This is a genomic window from Desulfotruncus alcoholivorax DSM 16058 (assembly GCF_000430885.1).
Classification (GTDB): Bacteria; Bacillota; Desulfotomaculia; order Desulfotomaculales; family Desulfallaceae; genus Desulfotruncus; species Desulfotruncus alcoholivorax.
In genome coordinates, this window is record NZ_AUMW01000006.1 from 141,662 (window position 1) to 165,187 (window position 23,526).

19 protein-coding genes and 1 other annotated feature are annotated in these 23,526 nt (G+C 51.8%); of the genes, 2 read left to right on the forward strand and 17 right to left on the reverse strand.

Features of this window, described 5'->3' with window-relative positions; translation table 11 throughout:
- Window positions 1-37: 37 nt before the first annotated feature.
- The 16 genes from H569_RS19130 to argH form a co-directional block, all read right to left on the reverse strand.
- Entirely contained in the window at window positions 38-1,030 is a 993-nt protein-coding gene (locus H569_RS19130; RefSeq protein ID WP_051273231.1) for a CdaR family protein, read from the reverse strand.
- Window positions 1,031-1,036: 6 nt separating this feature from the next.
- The gene (gene cdaA / locus H569_RS0104175) at window positions 1,037-1,864 is read right to left on the reverse strand and encodes a diadenylate cyclase CdaA (protein ID WP_027363973.1); all 828 of its coding nucleotides are present in this window, start codon (window positions 1,862-1,864) and stop codon (window positions 1,037-1,039) included.
- A 292-nt stretch (window positions 1,865-2,156) separates the two neighbouring features.
- A complete protein-coding gene (gene larE / locus H569_RS0104180; RefSeq protein ID WP_207637517.1) occupies window positions 2,157-3,026 on the reverse strand; it encodes an ATP-dependent sacrificial sulfur transferase LarE in 870 nt (289 codons plus the stop codon).
- On the reverse strand, window positions 2,971-4,590 hold the full coding sequence (gene cimA, locus H569_RS0104185) for a citramalate synthase (protein ID WP_027363975.1): 1,620 nt from the start codon (window positions 4,588-4,590) through the stop codon (window positions 2,971-2,973). The genes larE and cimA overlap by 56 nt, the downstream gene beginning before the upstream one ends.
- 35 nt (window positions 4,591-4,625) lie before the next feature.
- Complete coding sequence (gene leuB, locus H569_RS0104190; protein WP_027363976.1) at window positions 4,626-5,705, reverse strand: 3-isopropylmalate dehydrogenase; 1,080 nt, start codon at window positions 5,703-5,705, stop codon at window positions 4,626-4,628.
- Between the two features lie 119 nt (window positions 5,706-5,824).
- Window positions 5,825-6,319 (reverse strand): 3-isopropylmalate dehydratase small subunit, encoded by a 495-nt coding sequence (leuD, locus tag H569_RS0104195; RefSeq protein WP_027363977.1) that lies wholly within the window; start codon window positions 6,317-6,319, stop codon window positions 5,825-5,827.
- Window positions 6,319-7,581 (reverse strand): 3-isopropylmalate dehydratase large subunit, encoded by a 1,263-nt coding sequence (gene leuC, locus H569_RS0104200; protein ID WP_027363978.1) that lies wholly within the window; start codon window positions 7,579-7,581, stop codon window positions 6,319-6,321. The genes leuD and leuC overlap by 1 nt, the downstream gene beginning before the upstream one ends.
- A gap of 143 nt (window positions 7,582-7,724) precedes the next feature.
- Window positions 7,725-9,257 carry a 2-isopropylmalate synthase gene (locus H569_RS0104205; protein WP_027363979.1) on the reverse strand — a complete coding sequence of 511 codons (1,533 nt, stop codon included), beginning with the start codon at window positions 9,255-9,257 and terminating at the stop codon, window positions 7,725-7,727.
- A 16-nt stretch (window positions 9,258-9,273) separates the two neighbouring features.
- On the reverse strand, window positions 9,274-10,941 hold the full coding sequence (gene ilvB, locus H569_RS0104210; RefSeq protein ID WP_027363980.1) for a biosynthetic-type acetolactate synthase large subunit: 1,668 nt from the start codon (window positions 10,939-10,941) through the stop codon (window positions 9,274-9,276).
- Between the two features lie 125 nt (window positions 10,942-11,066).
- Entirely contained in the window at window positions 11,067-11,573 is a 507-nt protein-coding gene (ilvN, locus tag H569_RS0104215; protein ID WP_027363981.1) for an acetolactate synthase small subunit, read from the reverse strand.
- 11 nt (window positions 11,574-11,584) lie between these two features.
- Window positions 11,585-13,243 carry a biosynthetic-type acetolactate synthase large subunit gene (gene ilvB, locus H569_RS0104220; RefSeq protein ID WP_027363982.1) on the reverse strand — a complete coding sequence of 553 codons (1,659 nt, stop codon included), beginning with the start codon at window positions 13,241-13,243 and terminating at the stop codon, window positions 11,585-11,587.
- Window positions 13,244-13,349: 106 nt separating this feature from the next.
- Window positions 13,350-15,020, reverse strand: a complete 1,671-nt coding sequence (gene ilvD / locus H569_RS0104225) for a dihydroxy-acid dehydratase (protein WP_027363983.1) — start codon at window positions 15,018-15,020, stop codon at window positions 13,350-13,352.
- A 36-nt stretch (window positions 15,021-15,056) separates the two neighbouring features.
- Complete coding sequence (gene ilvE / locus H569_RS0104230) at window positions 15,057-15,935, reverse strand: branched-chain-amino-acid transaminase (protein WP_027363984.1); 879 nt, start codon at window positions 15,933-15,935, stop codon at window positions 15,057-15,059.
- Between the two features lie 12 nt (window positions 15,936-15,947).
- On the reverse strand, window positions 15,948-16,346 hold the full coding sequence (locus H569_RS0104235; protein ID WP_027363985.1) for a hypothetical protein: 399 nt from the start codon (window positions 16,344-16,346) through the stop codon (window positions 15,948-15,950).
- Window positions 16,308-16,554, reverse strand: a binding site (T-box leader). (Overlaps the previous gene by 39 nt.)
- A gap of 169 nt (window positions 16,555-16,723) precedes the next feature.
- Complete coding sequence (locus H569_RS0104240) at window positions 16,724-18,304, reverse strand: DUF445 family protein (RefSeq protein ID WP_027363986.1); 1,581 nt, start codon at window positions 18,302-18,304, stop codon at window positions 16,724-16,726.
- A complete protein-coding gene (gene argH / locus H569_RS0104245; RefSeq protein WP_027363987.1) occupies window positions 18,265-19,644 on the reverse strand; it encodes an argininosuccinate lyase in 1,380 nt (459 codons plus the stop codon). The genes H569_RS0104240 and argH overlap by 40 nt, the downstream gene beginning before the upstream one ends.
- A 328-nt stretch (window positions 19,645-19,972) precedes the next feature.
- Here argH and glpX point away from each other — a divergent pair, with 328 nt between their 5' ends.
- Window positions 19,973-20,950 carry a class II fructose-bisphosphatase gene (gene glpX, locus H569_RS0104250; protein ID WP_027363988.1) on the forward strand — a complete coding sequence of 326 codons (978 nt, stop codon included), beginning with the start codon at window positions 19,973-19,975 and terminating at the stop codon, window positions 20,948-20,950.
- 30 nt (window positions 20,951-20,980) lie between these two features.
- On the opposite strand, the gene H569_RS23785 is transcribed toward glpX, so the two are convergent.
- On the reverse strand, window positions 20,981-21,124 hold the full coding sequence (locus tag H569_RS23785) for a zinc ribbon domain-containing protein (protein ID WP_456072953.1): 144 nt from the start codon (window positions 21,122-21,124) through the stop codon (window positions 20,981-20,983).
- Between the two features lie 230 nt (window positions 21,125-21,354).
- Here H569_RS23785 and H569_RS0104255 point away from each other — a divergent pair, with 230 nt between their 5' ends.
- Window positions 21,355-22,968: an Eco57I restriction-modification methylase domain-containing protein gene (locus H569_RS0104255; protein ID WP_027363989.1), complete on the forward strand. Its 1,614-nt coding sequence runs from the start codon at window positions 21,355-21,357 to the stop codon at window positions 22,966-22,968.
- Window positions 22,969-23,526: the final 558 nt, after the last annotated feature.

A 23,526-nucleotide genomic window follows, 5' to 3' on the forward strand; every position in this document is an offset into this window, starting at 1 on the left:
GGGACATTCCTCCGAAGGAGGTGTGTCCCCTTTCCTATTAGCCGCTACCGGCCTGTTTGCGATCGCCCTGCGTTTCCGGTTGGGTGCCTCCTTCACCCGGAGTCTTATTTCCGGGAGGAGGCTGTTGTTCCCCTTCCGCCGGCGATATCTTAACAATAATACGTACCCTGTCCGGCTTTAACTGTCTAACCCCGTCCGGCATCATTAATACCGCCTCTTTTTCGATATCCGAGGCAATGCCGGTAACATCAACGGCCATAGTGCTGACGGCAATGAGGTTATTTAATATCTCATCATTTGCCGTAACCTGCACGTTAAGTGGCTGTGCCGTTACTTCACTTACGGTATAACCTGCGGCGGGCTCGCCGGTTAATCGTATTCTTACCGGTATGGTTTTTGACGGCATGTTTGTGACCGGAACAGTCACGGAAACCCGGTCCGGAGTTACCGTCACACCTTCCGCTCCCGTTCCCACAGGCACCACCCTCTCCAGGGTATCTTTAGCGCCGTTAACGTCTACGGTTACTTCCAGCTGTTTAATTTGGTCGAGAACCTTACCCGGCCCCCGGATGGAAACTAGCGCCGGTTTCAAAACGGGCTCGCCCGCCTGCTGTCCGTCCGATACATCGCCTTTCAGGCTGACCACGACAGGAACAGTTTTAGTCACTATTTTATCTACCTGAACGCGGATTACCTGCGGGGTAACCTGCAGAACTTCCACCCCCGGGGGTGAAGACAGCTGTACCGGAACTTCCTGTTCACCAACTTCACTGATGCCTGAAAGATTAACGCGGGCTGTAAAATCCATTCTTTGCAGCGCGCCAACTACGGACCGGGTCCCCTTAACTCTAACGTTAATTGTTTTGGGCAGCCCTTTAATGATAAATCCTTCAGGCCGGTTAGCCTCCAGGGGAATATTATAGCTGAGGTCGGTCACGGGGTTTTGCTCGTTGGTCACATACACCCACAGTATAATGGCAATAAACAGAGCCAGTATTCTAACAGAGTTGTCTCTCCACTTAAAGGTCAATCAATATCACCTCCACTGCCAGAGGGAAGACAGGGCTCTTTTCTTGGATTGCCCCGGCTGCAAAAACTTCACCAGGAGTTCTCGCAGGCCGGTCTCGTTTAGACGCCTGTAAAGAGTGCCTTCCACAGCCATGGATACATTACCGGTTTCCTCTGATACCACCACCGCCAGCGCGTCGGATTGTTCCGACAGGCCAACCGCGGCCCGGTGCCTGGTGCCCAATTCTCTGCCAAGCTCCCTGCTTTCGGAAAGCGGCAGCACGCAGGCGGCAGCCTGCAGCCTGTCCCCCCTGATGATGGCCGCACCGTCATGCAGCGGCGATTTGGGGATAAAGATATTCTCCAGCAATTCTGCGGTAACCAGGCCATCCACCCTGATCCCGGTGTCAATAAATTCCTCCAGACCGGTGCCCCGCTCAAGCACTATCAGCGCGCCCGTTCTGGTGGCGGACATTTTTTGCACTGCCCGCAGCACCTCGTTAATCAGCGCGCTCAAGTCACCTTCGGCCATTTGGGTCAGGGGGCGGGCGAAGAAATTGCCGCCACCCAGTTTTTCCAGGGCGCGGCGCAGCTCGGGCTGGAAAACGATAGGCAGTGCGACCACCAGCGCGGTCATGGTCTGTTTTAACAGCCAGTGCACGGTGTTAAGGTTAAGCAAACTGCTCGCCGCGGTGGCAACCAGCAGCACCACCATGCCCTTGATCAGCTGAACGGCCCTTGTTCCCCGGATAAGCATCATCAGCCGGTATATAACAAAGGCCACAATTAAAATATCAATGATACTGGTAATATCAAAAAGGTTTAGATTAAATTTTAACGCTTTCAGGTATTCCATTTAACAGCCTCCATAAAGCATAACCTATCTCAATTGTAACATATTATGCCTGTAAAAAAAGCGCGCTCAATCAATTCCCTTAATGCGCGCTTTATTATACTTTAATCCTTAGTTCTGACCATAAATATGGCCAGGTATTTCCTTGTAAAGCATAAAAAAGCTGGCATTACCGGGGGAAGTTCAAAGATTTTACCACAATTACAGGTATTTTCCCTATAAACAGTGAAAAAATGTACCAACTTATTGCTTTTAGTTGTTTAAAATGGCAAAAGGCCGGTATTGCAACCGACCATTATAGCACTTCATTTAAACTGCCGCTTCTTAAACCGTGCAGATCCAATGTAACGTACTGGAAACCTAGTTCCCTGAGTTTGCCCCTGACCCGGTCCAGCACATGCCCGCCGGTGAAGTCTTGCATCAACCCGGTAGGGATTTCTATCCGGGCCAGGTTTCCGTGGTGCCTCAGCCTGGCCTCGGCAAAGCCCAGCTGCCTTAACAGATCCTCCCCGTGCTCCACCTGGCGCAATTTTTTTTCCGTTATGGCGCTGCCGTACGGAATACGGGAGCAAAGGCAGGGAGCGGAGGGTCTGTCCCAGGTGCTCAGGCCGAATTCACGTGCAAGCAGGCGGATTTCATTTTTGGCCAGCCCCGCTTGCTGCAGCGGGCTGGCCACCTTAAGCTCCCGTACAGCCCTCATGCCGGGCCGGTAATCCTTTAAATCGTCTGCATTGGAACCGTCCACCAACACGGCATTTTGATTTTGAATTACTTCCTGCAGCTTACCAAAGAGAACTCTTTTACAGAGGTAACACCTGTCGGGCGGGTTGGCGCAAAAGGCGGCGTCCTGTAATAAATCATTTTCTTTAATGATTATATGCCTGCAGTTAAAACCGGCGGCCAGTTTTTTGGCCGCCGCTATTTCATAGTCGCTGTGAAATGGAGCGTGAATGGTAGCCGCAGTCACGTTTTCCGCACCCACGGCGTCTATGGCGGCGTATAGCAAAAGTGAGCTGTCCACACCGCCGGAATAGGCCACCGCTATTTTCCCGCATGCCCTTAATTCACTTGTTAATTCCCTGTACTTTTGCTTGTATGGCATAAGTATATCAACACTTGCCGCGGAATACGCCGGTAATGGCGCCCGGCCCCGTTCCATCCTCATTTTTGTTTTCCAGCCGCAGCAGGCCATAGGCGATGCTGTCCACCAGGGCCTGCCAGCTGGCTTCGATGATATTGGAACTTACGCCCACTGTACCCCAGGTACAGTGCCCGTCCCCTGTTTCCACCAGAACCCGTACGACCGCTCCGGTACCGTCCTTTTCGTCCAGTACCCGCACCTTGTAGTCGGAAAGCTGCATTTTTTCTACTTGGGGATATGACTCCTCCAGCGCCTTGCGTAAAGCGTTGTCCAGGGCGTTAACCGGGCCGTTGCCCTCGGCGGCAGTGTGTACTACCCTCCCGTTTACATTCATCTTAATGATGGCCTCAGAATAAACCGTTCCGTCACGCATTTCAATAAGTATTTTGAGATTTTCCAAAGAAAACGGCTCAACATAACCGTGAAACGCCTTGCGCAGCCGCAGTTCAAAGGAACCCTCCGCGCCTTCAAACTGATAGCCCTGGTTCTCCAGTTCCTTTAATTCCTGAAGCAGTTTCTTGTTATCTTCTTTTTCCAGGCCCAGGCCCAGGTCCAGTTCCTGGTATTTATACAGTAAATTGCTGACGCCGCTGAGTTCCGATACCAATACCCGGCGGCGGTTGCCGACACGTTCGGGCTCAATATGCTCATAGGTTTGCGGGTTCTTCAACAGCGCGCTGACGTGGACCCCGCCCTTATGGGCAAAGGCGCTGCCCCCAACATAGGGCTGGTTGTTCATGGGATGCATATTGGCCAATTCACTGACGAACCGGGAAAGCTCCGTCAGCTCAACCAGGCTCTTTTCGGGAATACTTTCAATTTGGTACTTAAAGGCCAGGTTTGGTATGATGGAGATCAGGTTGGCATTGCCGCAGCGCTCACCATAACCGTTGATCGTGCCCTGCACCTGGACCACCCCGGCCCTTACCGCCATCAGCGAATTGGCCACAGCCAATTCGCAGTCGTTGTGGCAGTGGATGCCCAGGGGAACGTCAATTTCCCGGGCCACGGCGGAAACAATCCGGTGGATTTCGTCGGGCATCCGCCCGCCGTTGGTGTCGCATAAGATAATTCTTGCAGCCCCGCCGTCCCGGGCGGCCCGCAGTGTCGCCAGAGCGTATTCGGAATTAGCCGAGTATCCGTCAAAAAAGTGTTCAGCATCATAAAACACTTCTTTGCCCTGCTGTTTCAGATAAGCAACGGTTTCCCGGATCATGCGCAGGTTTTCCTCCAGTGTCGTCTGCAGGGCATATTTGACATGAAAATCCCAGGTTTTACCGAAAATTGTAGCCACCGAAGTGCCGGCCCGCACCAGTTGGACCAGGTTTTCGTCCAGGGAGGCTTCCACGCCGGGCTTTCTGGTGCTGCCGAAAGCTGTAATGCGGGCGCTTTTTAAGTTATGTTCCTTAATTAAATCAAAGAATTGTAAATCCTTGGGATTAGAGCCCGGCCAGCCGCCCTCAACATAATGAAAGCCCAGTGCATCCAACTTAAGGGCGATCTTGATCTTGTCTTTGGCCGAAAAACTAATCCCTTCACCCTGTGTTCCATCTCGTAATGTTGTGTCGTAAATTTCAATGCTCGGCAAGTCAATCTCCCCCAGCCAATTCAACAACTCTTTAATTAACTACCTGCGCTGACCCTTTGGGCGATTAATTGGGCCATTTCGGAGGTTCCCAGCCGGGTCATGCCGGGCTGCATAATATCACTGGTACGGTAACCTTCTTCCAGAACGGAACTTACCGCCCGCTCCACCATCGCGGCCCCTTCTTCGGAGTTCAGGGAATAACGCAGCATCATCGCCACGGACATAATGGTGGCAATGGGGTTGGCGATATTTTGGCCTGCTATATCGGGCGCGGAGCCGTGGATCGGCTCGTACAGTCCCACTTTGCCGCCCAGGCTGGCGGAAGGCAGCATGCCGATGGACCCGGTCAACTGCGACGCCTGGTCGCTCAGGATATCGCCAAACATATTCTCTGTCAGCAGCACATCAAATTGTTTGGGATTGCGCACCAGCTGCATGGCGCAGTTATCCACCAGCATGTGGCTCAATTCAACACCGGGGTATTCAGGGGCCAGCCCGGATACCACTTCCCGCCACAGGCGTGAACTTTCCAGCACATTGGCCTTATCAACGGAAGTAAGTTTACCGCTGCGCTTGCGGGCCAGTTCAAAGCCAAATCTGGCCACCCGCTCAATTTCACCGGTGGAATACTCCAATGTTTCAATAACGCGGAAACCTCCCCGGGGGAGTTGCTCCCGGCGTTTTTCTCCAAAATACAAACCTCCGGTCAGTTCCCGGATGACCACCAGGTCCAGCCCCTCCACCACTTCCCTTTTCAAGGTGCTGGCATCCACCAGGGAGGGGAAAACCAGCGAGGGCCGGATATTGGCAAATACTTCTAGCTTTTTACGCAGGGGTAGCAGCGCCCCCACCTCGGGCCGCAGGTGCACGGGCAGGTTATCCCACTTGGGCCCGCCAACCGCGCCCAGCAGCACGGCATCGCTCTCCAAACAGAGGCGCAGCGTTGCTTCCGGCAGCGGGGTGCCGGTCTGGTCGTAGGCGTTGCCCCCAAAGGGCGCCTCGTTCATTGCAAGTTCCAATCCGGTGCGTTCCCGCACCGCGTTCAACACCTGCACGGCCCCGGCTACAACTTCCGGCCCGATCCCGTCGCCGGGCAGCAATGTGATCTTGTACATGAGTTCAACTCCTGTTTAATAATTAGAAATCAGTAGTCAGTAGTCAGAATTCAGTAGGGATTTCTTGCATTCCACTTGAATTGTACCCAAAAATTATTCTGACTCCTACTCCTGGGTAGTTACGATTTCAGCCGGTTGGCAACATAATTGATCAGCCCGCCGGCGGCAATAATCTGCTGCATAAACTCCGGCACCGGGGTGGCCCGGTACTCTTCATTCTTGGTCAGGTTCTTGATTACACCCGTGCCGGGATCTACCAGCAATTCGTCGCCTTCACTTATGGCACCGGCAGCTTCGGGTGATTCAAAAATCGGCAGGCCGATATTAAAAGCGTTGCGGTAAAAAATCCGCGCAAAGGTCTTGGCAATAACGCAGCTTACCCCGGCATATTTGATGGCGATGGGGGCATGCTCCCTGGAACTGCCGCAGCCGAAATTTTTACCGGCCACGATAATATCCCCGGGCTTAACCTTTTGGGGAAACTCGGGGTCGGCGTCTTCCATGCAGTGTTTCGCCAGTTCTTCCGAATCAGATGTATTTAAGTAACGGGCGGGGATGATGGCGTCGGTATCAACATCGGCGCCGAATTTCCATGCTTTGCCCCGGTATTTCATTATGCCACCTCCCACGGTGCGGCAATTTTGCCCATTATAGCCGTGGCCGCTGCTACAGCAGGGCCGGCCAGATACACTTCGCTCTCAGGATGGCCCATGCGGCCGACAAAATTCCTGTTGGTAGTGGCCAAGGCCCGTTCGCCCTTGGCCAAAATGCCCATGTGGCCGCCCAGGCAGGGCCCGCAGGTGGGCGTGCTTACCGCAGCCCCTGCTTCCACAAAGATTTCAGCCAGGCCTTCCCGCAGCATCTGCCGGTAGATTTCCTGGGTGCCGGGGATGACGATCAGCCGGACATTGCTGTTTACTTTGCGCCCTTTTAAAATTGAGGCGGCTTCCCGCAGGTCTTCCATGCGCCCGTTGGTGCAGGAGCCGATGACCACCTGGTCGATGGCGACATTCCCGGCCTCGCTGACGGGGCGGGTGTTTTCGGGCAGGTGGGGGAACGCCACCTGGGGTTCCATTTGGCTCACGTCAAATTCATACACTTCGGCGTAGCCTGCGTCCGGGTCGCTCCGGTAAAAGCGGTAGGATCGCTTGGCCCGCCCTTCCACGTACCGGCGGGTTACTTCATCCGGGGGCACAATACCGTTTTTGGCCCCGGCCTCAACAGCCATGTTGGCCATGGTCAGCCGCCCGTCCATGCTTAGTTTTTCAATTACCGGGCCGGTAAATTCCATCGCCATATACAGCGCTCCGTCCACACCGATTTGCCCGATGGTGTACAGGATCAGGTCTTTGCCGCTGACCCATTTGGGCAGCTCGCCGTGAAAAATAAATTTGATGCTTTCCGGAACTTTCAGCCAGGTTTCACCCAGGGCCATGGCCGCGGCCAGATCGGTGCTGCCCACCCCGGTGGAAAAAGCGCCCAGGCCGCCGTAAGTGCAGGTATGACTGTCGGCGCCGATGATCAGGTCGCCGGGTCCCACCAGTCCCTGCTCCGGCAGCAGGCAATGTTCAATGCCCATGTGCCCCACCTCGAAATAATTGATCAGGTTGTGCTTGCGGGCAAATGTTCTGATCAGCAGCGCCTGCTCGGCCGATTTAATGTCTTTGTTGGGTACAAAATGGTCGGGCACCAGGACCACCCGGTCGCGATCCCATACCGTTTCCACTCCTATTTTTTCAAATTCACGGATGGCCACCGGGGCCGTAATATCATTTCCCAGCGCCACGTCTATTTTGACGTTGATCAACTGTCCCGGTTCAACCTGATCCATTCCGGCATGAGCGGCCAGAATTTTTTCAGTAATGGTCATAGGCATTTCCAGTCACCTCAAATTACAATAGTAGTCAGGAGTCAGAATTCAGGAGTCGAAAATGCCCTGAGCCCGGTTCTCTCATTCTGACTCCTGACTCCTATCTCCCAAGTGGTTACAGATGCTGAACAGTTACAATCTCTCGCAGTTTATTCACCGTTATGGTTCTTTTTTTCAAAGATCATTTTATTTACCGCGTTAATGTAAGCCCGGGCACTGGATTCCAGGATGTCGGTGCTGATGCCCCGGCCCATATATAGTTTCTCACTGTTGTTCTCGGCAATACGCAGGGTAACTTCACCCAGCGCGTCCTTGCCGCCGGTAATGGCGTTGATGCCCCAGCTGTGCAACCGGCAGTTGTAGCCGGTGATCTTATCCACGGCCTTGCAAATGGCGTCAACCGGGCCGTTGCCACAGGCCGCTTCCTCCAGCAGTTCCTCGCCGTGGTTAAGGCCCACCGTGGCAGTGGGCACCACGGTCGTGCCGCTGCTGATATGCAGGTAAGCCAGCTCATAGGTGGGGGGCACTTTGCGAATTTCGTTTTCCACGATAGCTTCCAGGTCTTGATCGGTAATTTCTTTTTTGCGGTCGGCCAGGTCCTTGAACCGGGCAAAAGCCTTGTTCAGCTCCTGCTCGTTCAGTGAAAAGCCCAGTTCCACCAGCCGGGAGCGAAAGGCGTGGCGGCCGCTGTGCTTGCCCAGCACCAGGTTGCCGTGGGCGACGCCCACCATGGCCGGGTTCATTATTTCATAGGTGGTGCGCTCTTTGAGCACACCGTCCTGGTGAATGCCGGACTCGTGGGCAAACGCGTTTTTGCCCACAACCGCCTTGTTGGGCTGAATTTCCATCCCGGTGAGCTTGCTCACCAGTTTGCTGGTACGATAAATTTCTTCCGTGTTAATGCCCGTCTCCAACCCGTAGCGGTCGCGGCGGGTGTACAGGGCCATGACGATTTCTTCAATGGAGGCGTTGCCGGCCCTTTCCCCGATGCCGTTGATGGCACCTTCCACCTGCCTGGCGCCGGCCAGCACTGCGGCCAGTGAATTGGACACCGCCAGGCCCAGGTCGTCATGACAGTGGACGCTCAAGATTACCTTTTCAATGCCCCTGACTTTGTTCATAATGCTGCGGATAAATTCGGCAAATTCGTCCGGGGTGGCGTAGCCCACGGTGTCCGGAATGTTGACGGTGGTGGCGCCTGCCTCAATAGCCGCCTCCACCACCCGGCATAGAAAGTCCAGTTCACTGCGGGAGGCGTCCTCGGCGGAAAACTCCACATCGGAGGTGTAGTCCCTGGCCCTTTTTATACCTGCCACAGCCGCTTCCACCACCTGGTCCCTGGACATGCGCAGTTTATGTTTTAAGTGAATATCGGAAGTGGCGATAAAGGTATGAATCCGGGGCTGGTCGGCGTGCTTTACCGCCTCCCAGGCCCTGTCGATATCGGTAAAATTGGTGCGGGCCAGGCCGGCCACGGTTACACCCCGCACCTCGCGCGCAATGGTTTTGACGGCCTCAAAATCACCTTTGGAAGTAATGGGAAAGCCGGCTTCAATAATGTCAACGCCCAGGCGGGCCAGCTGCCTTGCTATTTCCAGCTTTTCATTTTTATTCAAACTGACTCCCGGGGATTGCTCACCGTCCCGCAGGGTGGTATCAAATATATAAACCCTATTACTCAACTGAATCCCTCCAGATCTAGCAATCTACAGCCTCGCTGATAGCCTTGCCGGCTATTACAATGGGATTGACGTTCTCCGCAGCGCAAACCAGGCAGTTGACCAATACCGGGCCCGGACTGCCAAGGGCTTCCGGCAGCAATTGGTCAACCTCTTTTTCCGTGCGCAGGGTGTAGCTCTTGATACCATAAGCCCTGGCCAGGGTTTCAAAGTCCGGGTGGAATTTGAATTCTACCGCCATGTACCGGGAATCGCAGTAAACCTGCTGCAACTGGCGTACCATACCCAGCACGTGATTGTTTAAGATGATTATTTTTAAGGGCAGTTCCTGCTCCATGGCAGTGCCCAGTTCCTGCATGGTCATTTGAATACTGCCGTCACCCGTCACCAGGATTACCAGCTCACCGGGCAGCCCAATCTGGGCGCCCACCGCCGCCGGCAGGCCAAAGCCCATCGTGCCCAGACCGCCGGAGGAAATCAACGAGCCGGGGCGCTTAAAACGGTAGTACTGGGCCACCCACATCTGGTGCTGCCCCACATCCGTCACGACCACGGCGTTGCCGCCGTTGATTTCATTTAATTTTTCTATGACATACTGTGGTTTTAATTCACCTTCCCCGCGCCGGTAAACCAGCGGGTACTGTTTCTTCCAGGCCTCAATTTGCTCCAGCCAACTGGTATCCTGCTTTTTTTCCAGCCTTGACAGCAGTTCCCGCAGCACCTGTTTCACGTCTCCCACAATGGGAACGTGCACCTGTACGTTCTTGCCGATTTCCGCCGGGTCAATATCAACATGCACCACTGTGGCATTGGGGGCAAACTCGGCCAGTTTACCGGTAACCCGGTCGTCAAAACGTGCCCCCAGCGCGATAAGCAAGTCGCAGTTGGTTACCGCCAGGTTGGCGGCCCGGGTGCCGTGCAGCCCCAGCATTCCGAGAAACAGCGGGTGATCGCCGGGAAAGCTGCTCAGGCCCATAAAAGTATTGGTAACCGGCGCATTGATGGTCTCCGCCAGGGTCAGCAGCTCTCTGCTGGCTTTGCTGTTGAGTATTCCGCCGCCGGCGTAGATCACCGGTCTTGCAGCGCTGCCGATCAACCGGGCGGCTTCCGCTATTTTATTGGGGTGCCCCCGGTAGGTGGGTTTGTAACCCCTTAAATTCACCGAATCGGGATAATCAAATTTTATCCTGGTCTGGGCCACATCCCTGGGTAAATCAATTAATACCGGCCCGGGCCGCCCGGTGGCGGCAATATGAAAAGCGTTTTTAATAATCCTGGGCAGCTGCACCGCATCTTTGACCAGGTAATTGTGCTTGGTTACGGGTATGGTGATGCCGGTTATATCCACCTCTTGAAAGGCGTCGGTGCCCACCTGGCTGGTCGGCACCTGCCCGGTAAACACCACCAGTGGAATTGAATCCATATACGCATTGGCGATGCCGGTAACCAGGTTGGTGGCCCCGGGACCGGAAGTGGCCATGCACACGCCAACCTTGCCGGTGGCCCTGGCGTAGCCGTCCGCCGCGTGAACCGCTCCCTGCTCGTGCCGGACCAGCACGTGCCGGATGGGGGAATGGTACAGGGCATCGTATACGTCAAGTATGGCTCCGCCCGGATAACCAAAAATAACTTCAACTTGTTCCTTTTCGAGGCATTTGACCAGGGCTTGTGCAGCCGTAATCTCCATTGCAAGCCCCCCTTGTATTGTTTTTACTATAATAGGAGTCAGAAATCAGAATCAATTTTGGGTACAATTCAAGCAAGATGCAATTGATCCCCACTGAATTCCGACTACTGATTTCTGAATTTTAATTAATCACCGTTTTCCTGGAGACCGGTGTATTTTGTGCCCCTGAGCATGGCGATCTTGCCAGTGCGGACCAGTTCTTTTATTCCATAGGGCCGCAGTGATTCCTCGAAAGCATTGATTTTGCCGTCGTTTCCCGTGCACTCCAGGGTAACCGTCTTGCGTCCCAGGTCCACTATCCGGGCCCGGAAAACATCTGCAATTTGCATTACCTCGCCCCTTTGGGCGGGGTCCGCGTTGACTTTAATCAACACCAGCTCGCGGTCAACGTATTCGTCTGCCGTAATATCATTAATTTTGATTACATCAACCAATTTGTGCAGCTGTTTGTTCACCTGCTCCAGGACCCGTTCATCCCCCTCAACCACTATCGTCATCCGGGAAACATCCGGGCTCTCTGTGCGTCCCACGGCCAAACTATCAATATTGAACCCGCGCCGGCTGAACAGACCTGCTACCCGGGCCAGAACACCGGGGTTGTTTTCAACCAGCACAGCCAGGGTGTGCCGCATAATCACCCCTCCTATCCCAGCATATTATTAATTGCTTCTCCGGGGGGAACCATGGGCAAAACGTTCTCCTCCCGTTCAATTTGGAAATCCAATACCACCGGCTTGTCGACCCGGAGCGCTTCGTCCAGGGCCGGCCGGACTTCAGATTTTTTATCCACCCTGATGCCTACGGCACCATAGGCCTCGGCAATTTTGACAAAGTCGGGGTTATCCAATTCAGTATATGAATAACGGCGGTTATAAAACAGCTCCTGCCACTGTCTTACCATACCCAGAAAACCGTTGTTTAAAATGGCGATTTTTACCGGAAGTTTATGACTAACTGCGGTGGCCAGTTCCTGAATATTCATCTGAATGCTTCCGTCACCGGCAATATCGATCACTGTTTCGCCCGGACAGGCCAATTGCACCCCGATGGCGGCGGGGAAGCCAAAGCCCATCGTGCCCAGCCCGCCTGATGAGATAAAGGTGCGTGGCCTGGTATACGTATAGTAATGGGCGGCCCACATCTGATGCTGTCCCACTTCAGTTGTGATCCTGGCGTTGCCCCCGGTGGCGTTATAGATCTCCCTGATCACTTCCTGGGGTTTGATTCTGCCGTTTTCTTCAAATTCAATAGGATATTCTTTTTTCCACGTCTGGATTTTATCCCGCCACCTGCTGGCGAGCCTGGGCTGCAGGCGCCCGGCCAATTCCCGCAGGGTGGCGCGCACATCTCCCACCACGGGAATGTCAACTCCCACATTTTTACCAATTTCGGCCGGGTCTATGTCTATATGAACCACTGTGGCATTGGGCGCGAAGGCCTCAAGTTTACTGGTAACCCGGTCGTCAAAGCGCACCCCCACGCCGATCAGCAAATCGCACTCGGAAACGGCGTAGTTGGCATACTTGCTGCCGTGCATGCCCAGCATGCCCACTGACAGCGGGTGATTCCCGGGGAAGCCTCCCAGGCCCATCAGGGTGGTGGCCACAGGGGCCAGCAGCATTTCTGCAAATTTAAGCAGCTCGACATGCGCGTTGGCGTTAATCACGCCGCCACCGGCATAAATAACGGGCCGCTCGGCTTCTTCAATCGCCCGGACGGCCCTGGCAACTTGCTCGGGATCTGGATCCTTTTTAATATCATATCCCGGCAAATGCACCGGCCCGGGATCCGTGTAATCGGTCTCACCCGCTGAAACATCCCGCGGCATGTCGATAAGCACGGGGCCAGGTCGGCCTGTGGTAGCAATGTAAAAAGCCTCACGCACTATTTTGGCCAGGTCGTTAACATCCTTGACCAGGTAATTGTGTTTGGTTATGGGTAGGGTTATACCCGTAATATCAGCTTCCTGAAAAGAATCCCGCCCCAGCATTGAGGTCGGAACCTGCCCGGTAATAGCCACCAGAGGGATCGAGTCCATGTAAGCATTGGCAATTCCCGTCACTAGATTAGTAGCGCCGGGACCCGAAGTGGCCAGGCAAACACCAGGTTTGCCGGAGGCCCGGGCATAGCCGTCGGCGGCATGGGCTGCGCCCTGTTCATGTCGGGTCAGGATATGGCGTATATCTGCATCATATAAGGCGTCGTAAATAGGTAGCGCCTGCCCGCCGGGGTAGCCGAAAATGGTATCCACCCCCTCAGCCAGGAGACTTTCCACCAGGATTTGCGCCCCGGTTTTTTTCATACCCCTACACCTCCGGTAAGTTGTCGAATTTATTTATAGAAGACAGAATTCAGTAGTCAGTATTCAGAATACAAGACTATATACTGCTCTTCTGACTCCTGAGTACTTATTCAAAATCTTTTTTCAAGACCGCCCCGGTGCCGGCGGAAGTTACCAGTTTGGCGTACCGGACCAGGTAGCCTTTGCGCACCCTGGGTTCCGGTTTGACCCAGCTACTCATCCGGGCGGCCAGTTCTTCTTCACTCAGCAGCACATCCAGTTTACATTCGGGAATGTTTATTTCAATGATGTCCCCGTCCTGCAGTGCTGCGATAGGACCTCCTTCGGCCGCCTCGGGAGTTACGTGGCCGATGGAGGCGCCGCGGGTGGCCCCGCTGAAGCGACCGTCGGTTATCAGGGCTACATCCTTGTCAAGGCCAAGGCCGGCCACCGTGGCGGTGGGAGTAAGCATCTCCCGCATGCCCGGGCCTCCTTTGGGCCCTTCGTATCTGATGACGATGACATCACCTTTTTGTATTTCCAGATTATTCAAAGCCTGCACAGCTTCTTCTTCCGAGTTGAATACACGGGCCGGGCCTCGGTGCTGCAGCATTTCCGGCGCAACCGCCGATCTTTTGACCACCGCCCCGCCGGGGGCCAGGTTGCCGTAAAGGATGGCGATGCCCCCTGTGGGGCTGTACGGGTCTTCCACACTGCGGATTACATCCCGCCGTAGCACTGATGCATCGGCTACATTTTCACCCAAAGTCCGGCCGGTTACGGTCAAAGCGGTGCCGTCTATCAAACCGTGCTCCAACAGTTGCCTGAGCACAGCGGAGATACCGCCGGCCTCGTTAAGGTCCTGCATATAATGAAGGCCCGCCGGGCTTAGCTTGCACAGGTTGGGAGTTTTTTTACTGATCTGGTTAATATGATCGAGTTCTATTTTAACGCCGGCCTCACTGGCGATGGCGGGCAGGTGGAGCACCGTGTTTGTGGAACAACCCAGGGCCATATCCAGGGCCAGGCCGTTGGTAAACGCCTTTTCAGTAAGGATATCGGAAGGTTTCAGGTTTTCCCGCACCAAGTCAACCACCCGCATCCCGCTTAATTTGGCCAGGCGGCGGCGCGCCGCGGAAACCGCGGGCAGCGTTCCGTTACCGGGCAGCGCCATGCCCAGCACTTCCGTCAGGCAGTTCATGGAATTGGCGGTAAACATGCCGGCGCAAGAGCCGCAGCCGGGGCAAACCGACTCTTCATACCGGGCCAGTTCCTCTTCGGTCATAGTGCCTGCCCGCACCTGGCCAACAGCTTCAAAAATATTGCTCAGGGACAGATCCCGGCCATCAAGCCGCCCGGCCAGCATGGGACCGCCGCTGACCACAATGGCCGGAATGTCCAGCCGGGCTGCGGCCATCAACATACCCGGCACCACTTTATCGCAAGCGGTAACCAGCACAATACCGTCAAAGGGATGGGCCATGCTCATTACTTCCACCGAATCGGCAATTAGTTCCCTGCTGGCCAGCGAGTATTTCATGCCGGAGTGGTTCATGGCAATGCCGTCACAAACCGCGATGGCGGGAAATTCAAACGGGGTGCCGCCGTTCATCCTGATCCCGGCCTTGACCGCTTCTGTAATTTCCCGCAGGTGCATATGTCCCGGCACAATTTCATTGAAAGAATTGACCACCCCGATCATGGGGCGCTCCAATTCCTGCCCGGTCAGGCCCAGGGCATTGAACAGGGAGCGGTGCGGGGCCTTATCCAGGCCCTTTTTCATAGCATCACTTCGCACAATAACTCCTCCTCTTTTGCCGCATCAGAAAATAGTTTATTCAAAAATGACCGGTCCGTCCACCTTGGTCAAGGCGCGGAAATCACTTAACAGTTCCTTGAACACCGGGCCGGGCTGGCCATTGCCAATGGCCCTGCCGTCCACCCGAACACAGGGAATAAGTTCGGCCGCGGTACCGGTCAGGAAGCACTCGTCGGCAATATAAACATCATGGCGGGTGAATACCTTTTCGATAACCTCAATGCCTCTCTCCTTGGCCAGGTCCATTACCGCATTACGGGTAACGCCTTCCAGCATGCCCACATGAATGGGGGGAGTGATCAGCTTGCCGTTCTTGACGAGGAAAAGGTTATCCCCGGTAGCCTCGGCGACGTAACCTTCCTGGTTGAGCATTATTGCCTCGGGAACGCCGGCCAGGTTAGCTTCAATTTTGGCATAGATGTTATTTAAATAGTTAAGGGATTTGACCCTGGGGTTGCATGCCTCGGGGATATTGCGGCGCGTAGCCACGGTAATCATTTCAAGTCCTCTTTCATACAATTCTTCCGGATAAAGTTGAATTGAGGCAGCAATGCAAAAAATAGTCGGTTTTGCGCACTTGCGCGGGTCCAGGCCCAGGTCGCCCTTGCCCCGGGTTACCACCAGGCGGATATAAGCGTCCTGCAAATTGTTGCGCCGCAGGGTCTCCAGCACCACTTCCCGCATTTCTTCAATACTGATGGGAATTTCCATAGCCAGTGTGCGGGCTGATTCATACAGTCTGATCAGGTGTTCCTGCAGCTTGAACACGCGGTTATGGTAAGCTCTGATGCCCTCAAAAATACCGTCACCGTATAAAAGACCATGGTCGAATACGGAAACAACCGCCTGTTCCTCGGGAACGTATTTTCCATCCAGATAAATAATAAGGCCCATCTTTTCACTCTCCTATCCTAAATCTGTATTGAAAGATCCACCAATGTAAAAACAGCTATCGTTTTCATCCTTCATAAACACTCTCTCCAAAAAACGTTTCATAAAACTGCACTCGGGGTTGACAGAGGTATTGACGACTGTTTTCACCTCCTGTGGCCAAGCAGGGAAATAAAAATAAGACCCCGCCGATATTTTCCAAGAGTGGAACCTATCCGCTGGGTCTTTTATCCCCACGGTGTAACCTCCGGGGTATAAAACCCCCTCGGCCTGTACCGCTCGGTCCAGACCCTCCTGCAGGAGGCGGAACCCTAGGTACACTTCCCTCTTTATCAAGGTGTATAAAATTAAAAACCTCCCGAACCTGGTTGCACAACCAGGGACGAAAGGCATAATTTCCTCACGCGGTACCACCCTGCTTGCCTCCGCCTCACAGCGAAAGCCTCTCAGCGTGTCGTCGACACTGCAGCGATAACGGGCCTAACCCGTCTTCGCCTACGGGAAAATCCTTTCAGCGAAGCAGTTCCGGGGCGATGTAATACCCGTTCCGGGCGCCGGTTCTCAGCATCTCCGGCTCTCTGTGGCGCGGCTTCCAGGCATTGCTCCCCTTCATTACTTTTACAAATAAAACTTGTTACTATTCAGGTATTCAGAATTCAGTAGTCAGAATTCAGAATACTACGAGACGATTAACCGTTCTCTCATTCTGACTCCTGACTCCTTAGTAGTTACTAAAACTTATTTAAACAGTATACAGTATAAACATAATCCAGGTCAACAGTTTACGGGCATTATTTCGCCAAATACTGCATTCCAACCGTGACCAGTCCTAAAACGGCCCCCAGCAGTCCCCCAAGCCAGGTGATTGCCACCAGTTCGCGGCGCATGATGCCCAACAGCAGCTCTTCCACCTGCAGCACATCCAATTCCTCCACCTGCCTGCGAATCATGCCGTTGACATCCAAAAACCTGACCAGGCCGGGGACCTGTTTTTGGACCAGAAAACGATACAGGCCCAGCGCCAAATGCCCGGGGTTTTCCTTGACATTTTCCGGCAGCAATTCCAAAACACAGCTCATTTTAGCTTGCAGCACCACGTCTACACAGCGCTCTGCCAACTGCTTAACTTTTTGGGCATACTTATCGCTGCTTTGAGCTTGATTAAACAGGCGGTCGAAAAACGACTCCAGCGCCTCCCGCGGTCCGGTCTCATCGATGTGGAATATTTCCCGCCAGGTTTTAGCGCTGTTGCGTTCTGCCATTTGTTCAACAATTTCCGGTACCGACAATCCAAGGCCGGAATGACGCAGTTTTTCAATCAGCCAGGATGCAATTTCCCATGCTTTTTCCCGTTTCCCCGCCTCATCCAGTGCAGCGGAAATATCAGCCATGCTCTTTTCCATAAACTCGTCCGCCAGCTGGTGCAGGCGCCTGATAATTTCCGCCTGGTTTTGCTCGTCAGCCAGGAACATGGATATTTCCGCAGCCAATTTGTCTGCAAGGGCGTCGGAGCCGGTTCCCAGCAGGCTAAAGACTCCGTTCAGCATCCGTTTTAACGCCGTACCCTCAAAAAAGTGGTTTACTCTGTTTTTGATGGCCCGGTGCGCACTCCTGGAGGATAAATACCGGTCGATGGAGCTGATTATCCGGGGGGCTTGACCATCAATAAACTGGTGTATCCCTTCCACCATTGCTTCCGGAAGATGCTCGCGAACCGTTCGGGGACTGTTTAAGAAGTTTTCTATTACTGTAATAAACCGGCCCATAAGATTATCGCCTGCTTCACCTTCCAGCAAACCGGCGGTTAGTTGTTCCAGCCATTCCCTGAACCGTGTCCGGCCAATCATTGCTATTGAGGGTCCCACTTGTTGATCCAGGAGGGAACCGGTCAAACCAGCGGCAGCACGGGCGGCAACCCGGCGAAATTCATCGCTCTTTGCAACATTTACCGCTATGGTTGAAATCCATTGCCTTAAATCAGCTGCAGGCTGTTCGCCGGGCGACAAAGCAAAGGTTTCACCAACCGTTGCGTCCCGGCCACGCATTTCAGCGATCCGGTGATCAAGATAGCGCCGCACTTTATCCTCGGAATCCGGCCGCAGCAGGTGCTGGACTACTTTTTCTTCCGTCAGCAGCATCCCGCCCACAGCGTCACCTATACCTTTGGCCAGTCGTGTCTTACCCCGGGGAATCACACCCGGAGTAAACGGGACATGCAGTCCCAATAGCTTTTTTTCATAAAGAGGCCGGAATAACATGCGAATGGCAACCCAGTTGGTAACATAACCGATCACGGCCCCGACCAGCACGGCCAGGGCAGCTTGCTGCCAGTTCATAATAAAACCAACCTGCGGCGCATTTTGGCAATGCACTCCCGGACCGCCTCCGGGGCAGGTCCTCCCGGAACCTTGCGGGCCGCCACACAGTGGTCGATGCCAATGGCGCTGTAAACACCTTCGTCGATTACCGGTGTAAAACGTTTAAATTCCTCCAGGGTTAAATCCTCTAAATTGCATGTCCTTTCAATGCAATAGGCCACTGCCCGGCCGACTATTTCATGTGCTTCCCTGAAAGGCACGCCCTTCTCCACCAGGTAGTCGGCCAAATCGGTGGCATTGGTGAAGCCCCCCCGGGCGGCCCGGGCCAGGTTGTCTTTTTTAACCCTCATCGTTGCCAGCATGGGGCGGAAGATAAGCAGGCATTTTTTTACTGTATCCACTGCGTCAAACAACGCTTCCTTATCCTCCTGCATGTCCTTGTTATAAGCCAGGGGTAACCCTTTCAGCATTACCAGCAGGGTGGTTAAGTCGCCAAAGACTCTGCCGCTTTTGCCCTTGATCAATTCTGCCACATCCGGGTTTTTCTTTTGCGGCATCATGCTGCTTCCTGTGCTGTAAGCGTCATCCAATTCAACAAAGTTAAATTCGCTGGTTGACCATAGTATTATTTCCTCGCAGAACCGGCTCAGGTGCACCATCACCAGGGAAGCGGCCGCCGCAAATTCCACTGCAAAATCACGGTCGCTTACCGCATCAAGACTGTTCTCGGTGATGGCGTCAAACCCCAGTTCTCGGGCCACGAATTCCCGGTCCAGGGGGAAGGTGGTTCCCGCCAGCGCGCCTGCGCCTAGTGGCATGACATTAACCCGCCGGCGGCAGTCCCGTAGCCTGTCCATATCCCGGTAAAACATCTGGCAGTACGCCAGCAGGTGATGGGCCAGATTAACCGGCTGGGCGCGTTGCAGGTGCGTATACCCGGGCATGACCGTATCAATATGCTGTTCGGCCAAATCCAGCAGGGTACCGTTCAACTGTCCCAAAAGCTCCAGCACAGCGTCTATTTCATCCCTGAGGTACATGCGAACATCCAGGGCCACCTGGTCGTTGCGGCTACGGGCGGTGTGCAGTTTTTTGCCCACTTCCCCGATTCTTTCTATTAAAAGCTGCTCAACATTCATGTGGATATCCTCGGCGGATACGGAAAATTCCACCAGCCCGTTCTCAATATCGGCCAGTATCCCTTGCAGGCCGCGCGTTATTGTTTTCGCTTCTTCCACGCTGATTATGCCAACCCGGGCCAGCATTGTGGCATGGGCAATACTGCCTGTGATATCATATTTGTACAGGCGGCTGTCAAAGGATATGGATGAATGAAAATCATCCACCAGGCTGTCCGTCTCCTTTTGAAACCGCCCTCCCCATAGTTTGGACATGCTATCACTCCTAAATTAAGAATTCAGCAGTAAGAAATCAGTAGTCAGAATACACCGAGCAGGTCCCTTTATTCTGACTTCTGACTACTGACTCCTATCTCCCGAATAGTTCCAAAACATTATTATACCCGTGGATATTTTACCACATGCAAAGCCAAATATTATAGCAATCAGGTCTTTTTTTAGAGCAAATGTAATATATAGACGAATTTTGACGAAAGCGCATAAAGCATTTTTTAAAAAATGTTATACTAAATGACCCATTAATTAATAAATATGTTAAAATTAAATTGTTACATGCAAGCCTTTGACGAAGGAGACGAGTTCAATGGAAAGAGAACTGACACTGGAGCTGGTGCGTGTTACGGAAATGGCGGCGCTGGCATCAGCGCAGTGGATGGGGCGCGGGCGCAAGCATGAAGCTGACGATGCGGCCACCAACGCCATGCGGGCTATGTTTGATTCGGTATGTATGAACGGAACCGTGGTTATCGGTGAAGGGGAAATGGACGAAGCTCCGATGCTTTATATTGGCGAAAAGGTTGGCAACTCGCCAACTCCCGAGGTCGATGTGGCTGTAGATCCCCTGGAGGGCACGAATATACTGGCCAAGGGACTGCCCAACGCCATGTCGGTTATAGCTATAGCAGACCGGGGCAATCTGCTGCACGCTCCGGATATGTATATGCAAAAATTGGCCGTGGGACCTAAAGCAGCGGGTTTGATTAATCTGGATGACCCCATTGAAAAAACTTTGGAGATAGTGGCCAAAGCAAATAATAAGCGCATCGTTGACTGCACCGTAATGATTTTAGACCGGCCGCGCCACCATGAATTAATAGAAGCTGTTCGGGGCGCGGGGGCCAGGGTGCGCCTGATCGGTGACGGAGACGTGGCAGCGGCGCTGGCCACTGCCTTTGAGGATACCGGCATTGACATTTGCGCGGGAATCGGCGGCGCGCCGGAAGGAGTTATCGCTGCGGCGGCACTGAAGTGCCTGGGCGGTGACATGCAGGCCCGCCTGGTGCCTGAAGACGATGCCGAATTCCAGCGCTGCCTGAGCATGGGCATTAAAGATCCCAACCGCATCCTGACCATGGACGACCTGGTGAAAGGTGACGACGCCATATTTGCCGCCACCGGAGTTACGGACGGAGAGCTGCTCAAGGGTGTGCGTTTCCGCGGGGGCGAAATTGCCGAAACCTATTCACTGGTAATGCGGGCCAAGAGCAGAACAGTTCGCACTATAAATACGGTACATAATCTGAAGTATAAACCGCATTATTCGCTGATCAAGGAAAAGTAAACCTCCCCCACCTATTGCGGAAGGTTTTTTCTACCAGCCACAGACAAGGTATGCCTGCGTTGTGTAACTCTCATCGATCTTAATCAGGTCGATACCCGGGGCAGCTAGTTTGTATGTTAGATAGGTCAGTAATAATTCGAACGGCCATTGGCTAAATTGCCAAAACCCGCGCACTAAGGCGCGGGCATTTTCTTTTCTCTTTATTTCGACGAATGGTTTCGACGAAATAAAGGAGATCCTGTAATTGGCTCCTTTCTGTCATTATTCGACCTCTACAGGTTCATAAACTCGGATTCAAAATTGAATTACCAAACGGTATTTTTTTATAAATTTCATGGGTTATTATCTGGTATAATTTGCAACAGAGAGTAATCTTTTGAGCTTTAAGTAGGGAGGAGTAATTTTTGGCCTTTAACCCTAAATTAACAGGTTCTTTTTATACAAGTAATAATATCGCTGAATATTTAGTTAATTGGTCTATAAGGAGCACTAAGGATATATTGCTGGAACCATGCTTTGGTGACGGTGCTTTTTTAGATGCTATTTTAAATAATCCAATATTACAATCTATAAATCAAATTTATGCTGTAGAAATTAGGGAAGAGCCTTTTAAAAAATATGTACAAAAATCAGAATTACTCCCCCAAAATTGTTTTTACAAAGATTTTTTACACGTTGATCCTTTTGCGGTTGATGCAGTGATAGGCAATCCTCCATATGTAAGATTAAGAAACTTAAAAAACTTTGATTGCAACCAATATATACAAGCTATAGAAATATTAAATAACAAAGGGATTAAAATTAGTACCAATGCCAGTGTATGGGTTGCCTTTATTTTACATTCGATGCACTTTTTGAAAAAAGGTGGCCGTTTAGCATTTGTTTTGCCTTTTGAGGCTACTTATGTTAAGTATGCTATGCCATTATGGAAGTACTTGGGTGATAATTTTAATGAAATTAATGTTGCCCGAATACATGAAGACATTTTTCCGGAAGTTGATGTTGAAACAATCCTCTTTATGGCAGACGGTTTTGGCGGTAAAACGGAGTCAGTAAATTATGTATTGTGTAATAATAAGGATGATCTTTTCAATGACCATCATATAAAGAAAGTTAGTATTAATATTGATTCCATTGTCAAGGGTAACAAGCCTTTTGTGTTTGAAATATTAAATAGGGATCAGCAATTATTATTAAATAAATTAAAGATACAAGGATTAATAAGTTCAATTAATAAAGACTGTAGATTTAAAATAGGTTACGTTAGCGCAGCTAAAGATTATTTTCATCCTTCCGATGAGGTAATAGGTAAATTTAATTTACCCAAAACAAATTTTATAGGATCTGTTTGCAATGCTAAACAATTAAGTTCCACAGGGCTTTATCTGTATCCACAGGAGGAATACTCAAAATTATATTATCCTATAGATATTACGGATTATGATTTGAAATATATTCAATATGGAGAACTTTTAAGTATAGACAAACGTTACAAGTGTACTAAGCGCAACCCTTGGTACATTACACCAAATATAGAAATACCTGATATTGTCGCGACTGTTTTTGGTGAGATGCCAAAATTATTAATAAACAAAGGAAAATTTGCTGCAAGTAATAGTTTATTGTGTGGGTTTATTCAAAATCCCAATGTTACTCCCGAGAACTTAGCATGTAGATGGTATAATAGCCTTACTCTTTTATCGATAGAATTACAAATTCATTCTTTAGGAGGAGGGGTATTGGTTTTAATTCCTGGTGAAGTTGGTGCGCTATATATCCCGGATACCGGTTGTTTTTACGATTATAAACATATCCGTACCATCGAAAGTTGTTTAAAAAGCCAAAAAGTTGGTTTATCTTATGAGGCAGGCGATTATTATATATTACAAAAGTTTCTAAAAATAAATACGGAACAATTAAACTTAATTAGAGATGCAATTGATACCCTTAGATGGTGGAGAAACCCTATATATCGTAAGCATGGAAGTGAAACCAAGTCCCTATTTGCTAAAGCATAATACAGCCAACATTTTAACTTCAACAAACAACCATTCTTGAATCGGCAAGGGGCCTGGAAGTATAGTTTCATGCCCCTTGCTGCCCTGTTGGTCTGGCTATATTTGCCAGGCTGACAGGGATTTTTTGACAGGGTGCTGCCGCAGGTGTTGAATACTGCTCTTTTGCTTTGTTTAAATATACTTTACATATTATTACTATTTTTCCAATATAATTTTTACAATTAGAAACCCATGCCGCTAACGCGGCACCAGCAGAAGGATGAAAATTTATAACAGCGAATCTCTTTCTTACGGCTGGCGAAGGGAGGTCGTTTTAACTTGGTGCTGCGAGCCCGTGAGTTAGACAGATCCCAACGACCAGGTGCACCACAGATTGTTGCTCCCTATGGGAAGCACGCAGGACAGAATAACCAATGTTGGTTGTTGCACCAGCCCTTTAATTTGCTGCCGTAGAAGGAGTAAACACATGGAAGTCGTCTATAGTCATTGCTGCGGTCTTGACGTTCATAAAAAAACCGTCGTGGCCTGCATCATTACCCCTGAAGCAAAAGAGATTCG

What these genes read in the sequence shown, in the direction of transcription:
- cdaA (WP_027363973.1), bottom strand. Translation starts at nt 1,864, where the DNA reads ATGGAATACCTGAAAGCGTTAAAATTTAATCTAAACCTTTTTGATATT.
- leuD (WP_027363977.1), bottom strand. Translation starts at nt 6,319, where the DNA reads ATGAAATACCGGGGCAAAGCATGGAAATTCGGCGCCGATGTTGATACC.
- leuC (WP_027363978.1), bottom strand. Translation starts at nt 7,581, where the DNA reads ATGCCTATGACCATTACTGAAAAAATTCTGGCCGCTCATGCCGGAATG.
- leuB (WP_027363976.1), bottom strand. Translation starts at nt 5,705, where the DNA reads ATGTACAAGATCACATTGCTGCCCGGCGACGGGATCGGGCCGGAAGTT.
- larE (WP_207637517.1), bottom strand. Translation starts at nt 3,026, where the DNA reads ATGAGGATGGAACGGGGCCGGGCGCCATTACCGGCGTATTCCGCGGCA.
- glpX (WP_027363988.1), top strand. Translation starts at nt 19,973, where the DNA reads ATGGAAAGAGAACTGACACTGGAGCTGGTGCGTGTTACGGAAATGGCG.
- argH (WP_027363987.1), bottom strand. Translation starts at nt 19,644, where the DNA reads ATGTCCAAACTATGGGGAGGGCGGTTTCAAAAGGAGACGGACAGCCTG.
- ilvE (WP_027363984.1), bottom strand. Translation starts at nt 15,935, where the DNA reads ATGGGCCTTATTATTTATCTGGATGGAAAATACGTTCCCGAGGAACAG.
- ilvB (WP_027363980.1), bottom strand. Translation starts at nt 10,941, where the DNA reads ATGGAGATTACGGCTGCACAAGCCCTGGTCAAATGCCTCGAAAAGGAA.
- ilvN (WP_027363981.1), bottom strand. Translation starts at nt 11,573, where the DNA reads ATGCGGCACACCCTGGCTGTGCTGGTTGAAAACAACCCCGGTGTTCTG.
- ilvB (WP_027363982.1), bottom strand. Translation starts at nt 13,243, where the DNA reads ATGAAAAAAACCGGGGCGCAAATCCTGGTGGAAAGTCTCCTGGCTGAG.